Here is a 12,050-nt window from a genome sequence, read left to right as displayed (position 1 = left end):
TTTCCACGGCGGCGTACATATGACCGGGGTGGGGCGAATACACCGTCGAGTGGATATTCGTGTGGATGTAAGGGTCCGGGGCGCCGCCTAGTTTGGCTCGTACGCAAGCGGATGCCTTCCGCGGAATACCGGTCCGGCTGGGGGCATCGAGACGCCGCCGTGTGCCCCAGCAGTCGGTCGAGGTCACCTGGGAGGGGTGGAGACCGAGGCCGAGGGGCACACGGCCGCGGGCTCGGGTCGCGCAGGACCCGGGCCCGCCCCGGGGGATTACACATGGGACTACACAGGGGGACTACACAGATATGCGGATCCGGAGCCGGGGCCCGGGCCGTACCGTCGTGAGGCATGGAGCCGACGACTCATCCGCTGGGCGGGGTGGTCACCCGGACGGTGTTCGGTGGCGCCCACGGGCAGGGGGATCGCCCGGCGCTGGTCGACCTGGGCGACGGAGCGGTGCTGAGTTACCGCGAACTGGTGGGAACGGTCGTCGGGGCCGCGTGCGGGCTGCTGCGGCGCGGCGCCAGGCCGGGGCAGGTCGCCGGGGTGCTGGTGGACGGCGTGGCCGCCCAGCTGACCGCGCTGCACACGGTGATCGCGGCCGGGGGCGTGGCGCTCCCGCTGGGCGCGGCCGACGCGGCGGCGCTGCTGCGCTGGGACGCCCGGCTGCTGTTCACCACCCAGAAGCTGGCCCCGGCCGCGGTGGAGGCCGCCGACCGGTCGCGGGTCCGGCAGGTCGTCTCGTTCGGACCGGCCGTGGACGCCATCGAGTTCGGAGCGCTGCCGACCCTCGAACCGGTGCCGCTGCCCTGCCCGTCCGAGGGCGTGGTCCTGATCACGGAGAAGGGCCGGTTGACCGCTGAGGAATTCCTGGCCGGGATGGCCCGGCTGGACGACGGGATCGGCCTGACCGGGTCCGACGTGCTGCTGGTCACCTGGCCGCCCGGCGCGGACGCCGAGTTGGCGCTGCTGGCGAGTCTGGCCTTCAGCAGGGGCGCGCTGGTGGTGGCCGGGCCGGGCCTGCCGACGGTGGAATCGCCCGGCCCCCTGCGCGATTTCGGGGTGACCGTGACCGCCATACTGGACGGGCGGGATCGCCGGGTGACCAGGCGCGTCGGAGAGCGCTCTATATAGAGACGTTATCCGCACAAGCCTTGACGCAGGCTAGTGAACGGTGGCTTGATTAGGCCCCTTGACAACGTTGTCAGCCGGGGATGACATGACCGTTTCACGACCCCCCGAAAGGATGTTGCGATGAGACGACGGTGGATGGCGGCCGTCGCGGTTTCCTTAACCGGACTGCTGACCCTCACGGCGTGTGGGGACGGCGGCGGATCCCAGGGCGGCAGCCAGAGCGCGGAGGCCAAGGTCGAGGTCTTCTCCTGGTGGACGGGCGCCGGCGAGGCGGACGGCCTGAAGGCCATGCGGGCGATCTTCGAGCGGGAGAACCCCGGTCAGGAGTTCGTGGACGCGGCCGTGGCGGGCGGCTCGGGCGACCAGGCCCGCGCGCTGCTGGCCAGCAAGCTCAGCGCCAACCAGCCCCCGGACACCTTCCAGGGCCACGCGGGCGCGGAGCTGCAGGGCTACATCAAGGCCGGCAAGCTGGAGTCGCTCAACTTCCTCTACGACGAGCTCAAGCTCAGGGACGTCTTCCCGCAGCAGCTCATCGACCAGATCTCGGTGCAGGGCGAGATCTACTCGGTGCCGGTGAACATCCACCGGTCCAACGTGCTCTGGTTCAACCCGGCGGTGCTGAAGGAGGCCGGCATCAGCACTCCGCCGGCCACGATCGCCGCCTTCATCGCGGACCTGGAGAAGGTCAAGGCGAGCGGCAAGATCCCCCTGTCCATCGGCTCGCAGTGGACGGTCGTGCACCTGCTGGAGAGCGTGCTGCTCGGCTCGCTCGGCACCGAGACGTACAACCGGCTGTGGACCGCGCAGGCCGACTGGTCGAACGCGAACGTGACCCAGGCGCTCAACGACTTCAAGACCATCCTGTCGTACGCGGGCACGCCGGTGGAGGACTGGCAGCCGGCCGCCAAGCAGGTCGCGGACGGCCAGGCCGCCTTCAACATCATGGGCGACTGGGCCTACGGCTACTTCCACAACCCGCCCGACGGCGGTCTCGGCAAGTCCTCCAAGACCGACTTCGACTGGGCTCCCGCACCGGGCACCGACGGCACCTTCATGTGGCTGTCGGACAGCTTCACCCTGCCCAAGGGCGCGCCCAACCGCGCCGGCGCCGTGGCCTGGCTCAAGGTGGCGGCGAGCAAGGAGGGCCAGGACGCCTTCAACCCGCTGAAGGGCTCCATCCCGGCTCGTACGGACGCCGACAAGTCCCTCTACAAGGACTACCTCGAATGGGACCTGGCCCAGTGGTCGAGCAACAAGCTGGCCGGGTCGATCCAGCACGGCGTGGTCGCCAACGACGCCTGGCGCGCCTCGATCAACGACGCGGTCGGCCTCTTCCAGGGCGACCAGGACGTCGCCAAGTTCCAGCAGGCCCTCGCCGACGCCGCCAAGAACAGCGGCCAGTGACCTGACGCGTGGGGGTACGGCGCACGCCCGTACCCCCACCCCGGGGAAAGGAAGAATGTGACGAGGGTCCGCAGGTGGCTGCCCGGCTTGCTGCTGGTGTCACCGTCGATCATCGCCATCGCGGTTTTCGTGTACGGCATGCTGGGCTGGAACTTCAAGGTCGCCCTGAGCGACCAGCACGACGAGATCTCCCCGGGGAGCTTCGTCGGGCTGGAGAACTTCACCGGCATCTGGAGCGAGGACCGCTGGGGGCTTTCGGTCCGCCACGCCATCGTGTTCACCGTCGTCTTCGTGCTCGGCGCGCTGATGCTCGGCTGGCTGCTGGCGTTCCTGATGGAGCGGGGGATCCGGGGCGAGGGCGGCTTCCGTGCCGTCTACCTCTTCCCGATGGCGGTGTCCTTCATCGCCACCGGCGTGGTCTGGCGCTGGCTGCTCAACAGCGGCACCGGCGAGCGCGCGGTCGGCCTGAACGGCCTGCTCGGTTATCTGGGGCTGGACTTCCTGCAGTGGGGCTGGTTCCGTGATCCGGACTGGGGGATGGCCGCCATGGCGGTTCCGGCCATCTGGCAGATGTCCGGATACATCATGGCTCTGTTCCTGGCCGGGTTCCGGGGCGTGCCGGAGGAGCTGCGCGAGTCGGCGCGGGTGGACGGGTGCACCGAGTGGCAGGTCTACCGCCACATCGTGCTGCCGTTCCTGCGGCCGGTCACGCTGGCGGCCCTGATCATCCTCGGGCACATCAGTCTGAAGGTGTTCGACCTGATCGTGGCCGTGTCCGGCAAGCAGATCATCACCGACGTGCCGGCCATCTTCATGTGGACCGCCGTCTTCGACTCGCACGACCCGGCCAAGGGCGCCACGATCGCGGCCTACATCGTGCTGTCGGTGTGCGTGTTCGTCGTGCCGTACCTGATCTGGAACGCCCGCCGGGGAGATCGAACGTGACCATCAGGCATGTGCGTCTCGCACTGCTCCTGCTTTTCGTGCTGCTCTTCCTGCTGCCCGTGTACGTGCTGCTGGTGACCAGTTTCAAGCCCCTGTCGGAGGCCGACCCGAGCCAGGCGTGGAACCTGCCGCGGGTCTGGACGACCGAGGCGTGGGCGGTGGCCTGGGAGAAGCTCAGCCCCGGCTTCGCCAACAGCTTCCTGCTGGCCGTGCCGGGGTCGCTGATCTCGGCCGCGCTGGGGGCGATGAACGGGTACGTCCTGTCGAAGTGGCGGTTCCCGGGGTCGGAGCTGGTGTTCACGCTGTTCCTGTTCGGGATGTTCATCCCGTACCAGGGGGTGATGATCCCGCTGGTCCAGCTCATGGTGAACCTCGGCGTGTACGGCGGCATCCCCGGCCTGGTCCTGGCCCACGTGGTCTACGGCATCCCGATCTGCACGCTGATCTTCCGCAACTACTACGCCACCATCCCGGACGAGCTGATCGAGGCCTCCCGGGTGGACGGCGCCGGCATGCTCCGCACCTTCGCCTCGATCGTCATCCCGGTCTCGGGTCCCGCCTTCGCGGTGGTGATCATCTGGCAGTTCACCTCGCTGTGGAACGACTTCCTGTTCGCGGTCTTCCTGACCGGGCCCTCGTCCTGGCCGGCCACGGTGATGCTGAACAACATCGCGGGCGCGCAGACCGTGCCGTACAGCCAGCAGATGGCGGCCGCCATCCTCGCCTCGGTGCCCACCATGATCATTTATGTGCTGCTGGGCCGCTTCTTCATGCGCGGTCTCATGGCGGGCGCGCTCAAGGGCTGACCAGCGCGTCCCCGAGCGGCGTGCGGTGGTAGCGGACCGTGCGGCCGGTCCTGGTCCCGGTGATCAGGCCGGCCGCGCGGAGCGCGGCGATGTGCTCGCCGGTGGTGCCCAGGCTCAGCGCGAGCCTGGCGCACAGCTGGGAGGTGGTGGCCGGCGCCCCCAGCTCCAGCAGGATGAGAGCCCGGGAGCGGCCGATCAGGCGGCTCAGGGCCGCGGTGCTCGCGGCGGGGGCGGGCGCCGCCGTGCCCCGCGCCGGGTAGACGAGCGCGTACGGCCAGGACTCCTCCAGGTAGGGGATCACCGAGGAGGCGAAGGCGCTGGGCATGAAGAGCAGGCCGCGCCCGTCGAGGCGGACGTGCTCGCTCTCGCCGCCCTTGCGGAACTCGATGCCGCCGTCCCGCCAGGCGAGCCGCGGGTTGAGGTCGTCGAGGGCCGCCGCCCAGCCGTAGGTGGCCAGCCGGCCCGCGCGCTGGATCACGTCGCGTTCCAGGATGGCGTGGAAGCGCGGCCAGTCGGGCTCCAGGATCTCGCGCCAGGCCAGCTCCAGCGCGTCGGCGAGCACCTCCACCACGCGCGGCCCCTCCAGCAGGTCCAGCACCGCCCGGGGCGGGCGGGCCACGCCGTCCAGATTCCTGGCGATCTCCTCGTGAGCCTGGGCCAGCGGGGTCGCCCTGATCCGCTCGATCTCCGTCTCGAACCGCGCGTTCACCCCCGTGGGCGGGGGCGCGACGAAGTCGGCGTTGTACCCGCCGCTCCGCAGCAGCGCCTGGAGCGCCCGCAACTTCGGATCAGCCGCCAGCAGCGCCCGGTACGGCTCCCGCGCCCGTTCCGCCCACGACCGCAACGCCCCCGCGGGCTGCCGTCCCGACACCACCCAGAGCGCGTGCATGGTCTCCACGACGGGCGAGATCGCGAACCGGCTGGCGGCGACGTCCTGCGGGCTCACCTCGATTCTGATCATCAACCCACCTTTCGGATATTTCCGAAATATTAGCCAGGGTAGGGCGGGCGTCCCGAGGATCTGCGGTCGGGAGGTACGTGATGACCGTGGAGGACGTCGCCGAACGCGGCGCGACATTCCGTGAAGTGTTCTCGGTGGCCGAGTTCCGGGTGCTGTTCGCCGGCCAGCTGCTGATGGTCCTGGGCGACTCGATCAAGATGCTCGCCGTGTCCGTGCTGGTCTACGCCGAGACCGAGTCCGCGGGGCTGTCGGCGGCGGCGTACATGATCGGCTTTGTGCCGCACGCGATCGGCGGGGTCTTCCTGGGCTCGCTGGCCGACCGGCTGCGCCCGCGCCCGGTGATCGTCGCCGGTGAGCTCCTGCGGGTGGCCGTCTGCCTCGTGCTGGCCTTCGCCGGGCTCGGCGTCTGGGCCATGCTCACGCTCGTCGTGCTCAGCAGCGTGCCCGCGTCGATCTTCATGGCGGCCCGCTCCGCGATCCTCCCGGACGTGCTGGAGGGCGACCGCTTCGTGCTGGGCCGGGCGATCTTCTCGATGACGTCCGCGGGCGCGCAGATCGTCGGCATGGCGGCCGGCGGCGGCCTGCTCGCCCTGCTGGGACCGGACAACGCGCTGCTGGTCACCGCCGCCCTGTCCGGCGCGGACGCGCTCCTGCACCGGCTGGGCCTGCGCGATCGGGCGGCCCGTGCGGTGGCGGGCGCGGCCGGGGTCGTACGGGCCAGCCTGCGGGTCAACCGGCAACTGCTGGCCGACCGGCGGATCCGCGGCCTGCTGCTGGCCGGGTGGGTGCCGATCACGTTCATGGTGGGCTCGGAGGCGGTGTTCATCCCGTACTTCACCGAGCAGGGGACGCCGTCGTCGGCCGGGATCGTGCTGGCTGTGACCGCGGCCGGGATGGGCGTCGGGGAGTTCCTGGTCGGCCGGTTCGCGCCGCCCGCGCTGCGTGAGCGGCTGACGTTGCCGCTGGTGGTGCTGCTCGGGCTGCCGCTGATCGGCTTCCTGGCAGAGCCGGGCGCCCCGCTCGGGGCCGCGCTCGCGTTCCTGGCCGCCTGCGGCCTCTCCTACAACCTGGGGCTCCAGCGCCGGTTCGTGGACGCGGTGCCGGCCGCCACGCTCGGGCAGGCGTTCGGCCTGTCCGGCGCGGGCATGATGACCTGCCAGGGACTGGGCGGCGTGATCGCGGGCGGCCTGGCCGAACTGACCGGTCCCGCCCCCGCCATCGCCCTGCTCGGAGCCGCCACGGTGCTCTCGGCGTTCGCCCTCCACAAGGACCTGCGCCCGGACACCGTCAGAGCAGCCGGAAGGCGCCTTCCCCCGAACCCCGCGGGATCAGCCGGGTCGGCAGCTGACGCCGCTGCGCCGGTTCCCGATTCCCCGCCAGCCGGCTGAACAGCAGGTCGGCGGCGGCCGTACCGAGCCCCGCCGGGTTCTGCGCGACCACGGTGATGCCCAGCAGGTCGGCCAGCTCGAAGTCGTCGAAACCGACCAGCGCGACCGGCCGGTCCAGCGCGCGCAGCGTGGCCACCGTGGTCCTGCCGTTCCCGGTGAACAGCGCCGTCGGCGGATCGGCCAGCGCCAGCAGCCGCGTCACGTCCGCCTCCACCCGGGCGGGTTCCGGCGGCCCCATCGCGATCAACGCCGGATCGTACGGCAGCGCCGCCGCGTCGAGCGCCTGGCGGTAGCCGTACCAGCGCTGGGTGGCGGTGAAGATGGACGGCGCGTCGGCGACGAAGCCGACGCGGCGGTGGCCGTGCGCGATCAGGTGGGCCACGCCGGCCCTGGCGCCGCCCGCGTTGTCGCAGAGCACGGTGTCCAGGTCGCGCCCGGAGCCGGACGGGCGGTCGGCGAAGACGGCGGAGATGCCGGCGTCCAGCTCGGGCGTGAGGTACTCGTGGTCGGCCCCGGCCGGGACGATCACCAGGCCGTCCACCCGGCGGGCGCAGAAGGCCAGCACCAGGTCGCGCTCCCTGACCGGGTCCTCGCTGGAGGAGCCGGTGAACATCAGGTAGCCGTGGCGGAGGGCCACGTCCTCGACCGCGCGGCTGAGGCCGGAGTAGAACGGGTCGGCGGCGTCCTCGATGACCAGTCCGATGCTGGCCGTGCGCCCGCGGCGCAGTGTTCTGGCGCTGTCGTTGCGGCGGTAGCCGAGCCGTTCGATGGCGGCCCTGACCCGGTCGGCGGTGGCCGGGTTGACCCCGCGCTCGTCGTTGACCACGCGCGAGACCGTCTTGAGCGCGACGCCCGCCTCCGCGGCCACGTCGTTCATCGTCGGGCGGCCCACCCCCCGATCTTAGTCGGCGCTCCGATCGGGCGTCAGGGCATCGCCTCCCGGCTGGAGGTCGCGTGCAGGTCGGCCTCGATCCTGGCCGCGGTGGCCAGCAGCGGGGGCAGCAGGTCGCGCCTGGCCGACTCCAGCGTGGTCCGGCTGGCGTGCGAGGACAGGTTGACCGCCGCCACCGCGCGCCCGGCCCGGTTCCTGATCGGCGCCGCGATGGAGCGCAGGCCCTCCTCCAGTTCCTGGTCCACCATCGCCCAGCCCTGCGCGCGCACCCGGTCGAGCTCGCCGCGCAGTGCCACCGGCGAGGTGACCGTGCGCGGGGTGAGGCGTTCCAGGGGGTGGCCCTCCAGGAAGGCGTCCAGCTCGTCGGGGGGCAGCCCGGCCAGCAGGACGCGGCCCATCGACGTGCAGTGCGCCGGGAAACGGGTGCCGATGGCGATGGTGACCCGCATGATCCGGGTGGTCGGCACCCGGGCCACGTAGACCACGTCGGCGTCGTCCAGCACCGAGACCGAGGCCGACTCGTGCACCTCGGCGACCAGGCGTTCCAGGTGCGGCAGCGCCACCTCGGGCAACGACAGGCTGGACAGGTACGCGTACCCGAGTTCGAGCACGCGCGGGGAGAGGGAGAACAGGCGGCCGTCGGTTCTGACGTAGCCCAGGTCGACGAGGGTGAGCAGGAATCGGCGCGCCGCGGCGCGGGTGAGCTCGGTCTTGCGGGCGACGTCGCTCAGCGTCAGCTCGGGTGTGGCCGCGTCGAAGGCGCGGATCACCGCCAGGCCGCGGGCCAGCGACTGGACGTACTCCTCAGCCATGATGCCGCAACTCTAGCGCCTCCATCTCATCCCTATAACGAACACAGGTTCATGATGCGAACACGAAACACCGCTCGTCGTTGACGTTGATACGCGGCTGGGCCTACGTTCTCTGCGAGAACTCTCGTTCGTATTGCGAACATCTGGAGTAACCCATGCGACGTGCACTCCTCCTCGCCGCCCTGCTGCTGGTCGGCGCCTGCGGCACCACCGACCCCGCGCCCGCCGCGCAGGAGGGGGGAAAGGACAAGGTCAACGCCGGTGTGATCGCGATCGTGGACACCGCGCCGATCCACCTCGGCAAGGCGAAGGGCTTCTTCGACAAGCAGAACATCGACCTCGCCATCACGCCCGTGCAGGGCGGCGCGGCCAGCATCTCCGGCGTGGTCAGCCGCCAGTTCCAGTTCGCGTTCGCGAACACCACCTCGCTGCTCACCGCCAGCGAGCAGGGCCTGCCGATCAAGGTCGTGGCCAACGGCGTCAACTCCACCGGCGAGTCCGGCAAGGACTTCAGCGCCGTCCTGGTCAAGGGCGACAGCCCGATCCAGACCGCCGCCGACCTGGCCGGCAAGACCGTCTCGGTGAACCAGCTCAAGAACATCGGCGACACCACCATCCGGGCCACCGTGCGCAAGGCCGGCGCCGACCCGTCCTCGATCAAGTTCGTCGAGCTGGCCTTCCCCGACGCCCCGGCCGCCCTGCAGAACGGGCAGGTCGACGCGATCTGGGTGGTCGAGCCCTTCGTCAGCCAGGCCATCTCGCAGGGCGCCCGCCCAGTCGCCTGGAACTACGCCGAGTCCACCCCCGACCTGACCGTGGCCATGTACTTCACCGGCCGCGACACCGACCCGGACCTGGTCAAGCGCTTCACCGCCGCGATGAACGAGTCCCTGGACTACGCGCAGGCCCACCCCGACGAGGCCAGGGAGATCCTCAAGAGCTACACGAAGATCGCGCCCGAGGTGATCGCGCAGATCACGCTGCCCAAGTGGCCGGCCCAGGTCAACCGGGCCTCCGTCCAGGCCATCGCGGACGCGGCCCTCGGCGACGGCGTGCTCAAGAACAAGGCCGACCTCGCGGTCCTGCTGCCGTGACGAGAGCGCTGCCCGCCCCGGTCTACGGCGCGGCCGGCCTGGCCGCGCTGCTGGCCGTGCTGGAGGCCGCCCCCCGCCTGGGGCTGGTCGACGCCCGCTTCCTCCCGCCCGCCTCGGAGATCCTGGCCGAGCTGGGCGGGCTGCTGCTCACCCCCGGACTCTGGATCGCGCTCGGCGAGACCCTGCGCGGCTGGGCGCTCGGCCTGGCCATCGCCTTCGTGGCCGCGGTCGCCGCAGGCGTGCTCATCGACCTGGTCCCGGGGCTGCGGGCGGCCAGCAACTCCACCATCGAGTTCCTCCGCCCGATCCCGTCGGTGGCGCTCATCCCGCTGGCCACCCTGCTCTTCGGCGCCTCCCTCGGCTCCACCCTGCTGCTGGTCGTCTACGCCTCCTTCTGGCAGGTCCTCATCCAGGTCCTGTACGGCGTCGCCGACGTGGACACCGTCGCCAGGGACACCGCCCGCTCGTACGGCCTGGGCCGGTGGTCCTACATCCGGCACCTGGTGTGGCCGACCGCGTTGCCGTACGTGATGACGGGGGTGCGGCTGGCGGCGGCGGTGGCCTTCATCCTGGCGATCACCGCCGAACTGGTCATCGGCAGTCCCGGGCTCGGGCTGGAGATCCAGACCGCGCAGAGCGGCGGCGCGGTGCCGACCGTGTACGCGCTGGTCGTGCTGACCGGCCTGATCGGGATCGCGGTGAACGTCGGCGTCCGGGCGCTGGAGCGCCGGGTGCTGGCCTGGCATCCGTCGGTGAGGGGAACATCCCAGTGAGAAGAACATGAAGGCGATCCTGCGGGTGCTCGGGCTGCCCGCCCTGCTGGTGCTCGCCTGGTGGGCGTACAGCGCCTCGGCGGACAACTTCTACGTGCCGGACCCGGGCCGGGTGGCCGCGGCCTTCGCGGAGACCTGGTTCGGGGAGCGGCTGCTCGACGACGCGCTCCCGAGCCTCGGCCGGCTGCTGGCCGGGTATGTCGTGGCCACGGCCGTCGGGGTCGGCCTCGGCGTGCCGATCGGGCTCTCGGCGCGGCTGCGGGCCACCGCCGAGCCGGTGCTGGAGTTCTTCCGCGCCATCCCGCCGCCGGTGCTGGTACCGCTGATCATGCTGCTGGCGGGCATCGACGACACCATGAAGGTGCTGGTCATCGTCTCCGGGTGCGTGTGGCCGATCCTGCTCAACACGGTCGAGGGCGTACGCGCCCTGGACGGGGTGCTGGCCGACACCTGCCGCATGTACGGCATCTCCCGCCGCCACCTGATCCTGCGGGGCGCCAGCCCGCAGATCATGGCCGGCCTCCGGCAGGCGCTGTCCGTCGGAATCATCCTCATGGTCATCAGCGAGATGTTCGCCAGCAGCAGCGGGCTGGGTTTCACGATCGTGCTGTTCCAGCGCGGGTTCCAGATCGCCGAGATGTGGAGCGGCATCCTCCTCCTCGGCCTGCTGGGCTTCGCGCTCTCCACGGCGTTCCGGTGGTGCGAACGCCGGATCCTGTTCTGGCATTGGAGTAACCGTGCTTGAGGTCACCGGTTTGCGGAAGGTGTACGGGAGCCGTGAGGCCGTCCGGGACCTCACGTTCTCGATCGACCGGGGCGAGCTGGTCTGCGTGGTCGGGCCCTCCGGCTGCGGCAAGACCACCCTGCTGCGCTGCATCGCCGGCCTGCTCCCGGCCACCGCCGGAACCGTGTCCGTGGCGGGCGTCCCGGTCACCGGCCCCCCGCCCGACATGGCGGTCGTCTTCCAGGAGTACGGCCGCAGCCTCTTCCCGTGGATGACCGTGCGCCAGAACGTCGAGCTGCCGCTGAAGGAGCGCAAGGTCGCCAAGGAGCGGCGGGAGCGTCTGGTGAGCGAGTCATTGGCCGCGGTGGGCCTGGCGGACGTGCCGGGCGCGTACCCGTGGCAGCTGTCCGGGGGTATGCAGCAGCGGGTGGCGATCGCGCGGGCCATCGCGTACGAGCCGCGGGTGCTGCTCATGGACGAGCCGTTCGCGGCCGTGGACGCGCAGACCAGGGCCGAGCTGGAGGATCTGATCCTGGCGCTGTGGCAGCGGCTGGGCACGACCACCCTGTTCGTCACGCACGACATCGATGAGGCCGTCTATCTCGGGCAGCGGGTGGTGGTGCTGTCCTCGTCCCCGACCGTGGTGCTGGAGGACCTCAAGATCGACCTTCCGGCCGAGCGGGACCAGCTGGCCACCCGGGCGCTGCCCCGCTTCGCCGACCTGCGCGGGCACGTGTACGCGCAGATCCAGAAAGCCAAGGGAGTCAGATGAGCACGGTCAGGGACGCCACCTTCGCGGTCCTGCGGCGGACCGGGCTGACCACGGTGTTCGCCAACCCGGGCTCGACCGAGGTGCCCCTGCTGGGCGGCTGGCCCGACGACCTGCGCTTCGTGCTGGCGCTGCACGAGGGCAGCGTGGTCGGCATGGCCACCGGCTGGGCGATCGCGCACGACGCCCCCGCCCTGGTGCTGCTGCACACCACGGCCGGTCTCGGCAACGCCGTCGGCGCGCTGGCCACCGCGCGGGTCAACCGGGCGCCGCTGGTGGTCGTGGTCGGCCAGCAGGACCGGCGGCACCTGGCGCTGGAGCCGTTCCTGGCCGGGCGGCTGGACGGCCTGG

General features: G+C 71.1%; 13 protein-coding genes. 10 read left to right on the top strand and 3 right to left on the bottom strand.

Annotated features, from left to right (window positions below; genetic code table 11):
• Window positions 1-345 precede the first annotated feature (345 nt).
• The 4 genes from Aph01nite_RS26165 to Aph01nite_RS26150 all read left to right on the top strand — a co-directional run bounded on the left by Aph01nite_RS26165 (window position 346) and on the right by Aph01nite_RS26150 (window position 4,286).
• Window positions 346-1,131 (top strand): AMP-binding protein, encoded by a 786-nt coding sequence (locus Aph01nite_RS26165; protein WP_204043645.1) that lies wholly within the window; start codon window positions 346-348, stop codon window positions 1,129-1,131.
• A 120-nt stretch (window positions 1,132-1,251) separates the two neighbouring features.
• On the top strand, window positions 1,252-2,535 hold the full coding sequence (locus tag Aph01nite_RS26160; RefSeq protein WP_204043644.1) for an ABC transporter substrate-binding protein: 1,284 nt from the start codon (window positions 1,252-1,254) through the stop codon (window positions 2,533-2,535).
• A gap of 57 nt (window positions 2,536-2,592) precedes the next feature.
• Complete coding sequence (locus Aph01nite_RS26155) at window positions 2,593-3,480, top strand: carbohydrate ABC transporter permease (RefSeq protein ID WP_204043643.1); 888 nt, start codon at window positions 2,593-2,595, stop codon at window positions 3,478-3,480.
• The gene (locus Aph01nite_RS26150; protein ID WP_239161988.1) at window positions 3,477-4,286 is read left to right on the top strand and encodes a carbohydrate ABC transporter permease; all 810 of its coding nucleotides are present in this window, start codon (window positions 3,477-3,479) and stop codon (window positions 4,284-4,286) included. Before Aph01nite_RS26155 ends, Aph01nite_RS26150 begins: the two co-directional genes overlap by 4 nt.
• Here Aph01nite_RS26150 and Aph01nite_RS26145 read toward each other — a convergent pair.
• Window positions 4,276-5,247 (bottom strand): ArsR/SmtB family transcription factor, encoded by a 972-nt coding sequence (locus Aph01nite_RS26145; protein ID WP_239161987.1) that lies wholly within the window; start codon window positions 5,245-5,247, stop codon window positions 4,276-4,278. The genes Aph01nite_RS26150 and Aph01nite_RS26145 overlap by 11 nt on opposite strands.
• Window positions 5,248-5,327: 80 nt before the next feature.
• On the opposite strand from Aph01nite_RS26145, the gene Aph01nite_RS26140 reads away from it, so the two are divergent.
• On the top strand, window positions 5,328-6,635 hold the full coding sequence (locus tag Aph01nite_RS26140) for an MFS transporter (RefSeq protein WP_204043640.1): 1,308 nt from the start codon (window positions 5,328-5,330) through the stop codon (window positions 6,633-6,635).
• On the opposite strand, the gene Aph01nite_RS26135 is transcribed toward Aph01nite_RS26140, so the two are convergent.
• Window positions 6,535-7,527 (bottom strand): LacI family DNA-binding transcriptional regulator, encoded by a 993-nt coding sequence (locus Aph01nite_RS26135; protein WP_239161986.1) that lies wholly within the window; start codon window positions 7,525-7,527, stop codon window positions 6,535-6,537. The genes Aph01nite_RS26140 and Aph01nite_RS26135 overlap by 101 nt on opposite strands.
• A 32-nt stretch (window positions 7,528-7,559) precedes the next feature.
• Window positions 7,560-8,339, bottom strand: a complete 780-nt coding sequence (locus Aph01nite_RS26130; protein ID WP_204043639.1) for an IclR family transcriptional regulator — start codon at window positions 8,337-8,339, stop codon at window positions 7,560-7,562.
• A 155-nt stretch (window positions 8,340-8,494) separates the two neighbouring features.
• On the opposite strand from Aph01nite_RS26130, the gene Aph01nite_RS26125 reads away from it, so the two are divergent.
• The 5 genes from Aph01nite_RS26125 to Aph01nite_RS26105 all read left to right on the top strand — a co-directional run.
• A complete protein-coding gene (locus tag Aph01nite_RS26125; protein WP_204043638.1) occupies window positions 8,495-9,433 on the top strand; it encodes an ABC transporter substrate-binding protein in 939 nt (312 codons plus the stop codon).
• Window positions 9,430-10,206, top strand: a complete 777-nt coding sequence (locus Aph01nite_RS26120) for an ABC transporter permease (protein WP_204043637.1) — start codon at window positions 9,430-9,432, stop codon at window positions 10,204-10,206. The genes Aph01nite_RS26125 and Aph01nite_RS26120 overlap by 4 nt, the downstream gene beginning before the upstream one ends.
• A 7-nt stretch (window positions 10,207-10,213) precedes the next feature.
• Window positions 10,214-10,951, top strand: a complete 738-nt coding sequence (locus tag Aph01nite_RS26115) for an ABC transporter permease (protein WP_204043636.1) — start codon at window positions 10,214-10,216, stop codon at window positions 10,949-10,951.
• Window positions 10,944-11,702, top strand: a complete 759-nt coding sequence (locus Aph01nite_RS26110; RefSeq protein ID WP_204043635.1) for an ABC transporter ATP-binding protein — start codon at window positions 10,944-10,946, stop codon at window positions 11,700-11,702. The genes Aph01nite_RS26115 and Aph01nite_RS26110 overlap by 8 nt, the downstream gene beginning before the upstream one ends.
• On the top strand, window positions 11,699-12,050 hold a 352-nt coding region (locus tag Aph01nite_RS26105; RefSeq protein WP_275419290.1), incomplete at its 3' end, for a thiamine pyrophosphate-binding protein. The genes Aph01nite_RS26110 and Aph01nite_RS26105, both read left to right, overlap by 4 nt.

Source organism: Acrocarpospora phusangensis (genome assembly GCF_016862995.1).
Taxonomy (GTDB): Bacteria; Actinomycetota; Actinomycetes; order Streptosporangiales; family Streptosporangiaceae; genus Acrocarpospora; species Acrocarpospora phusangensis.
Note: the sequence above shows the minus strand (reverse complement) of the source record. Positions and strands in the feature narration are given on the sequence as shown.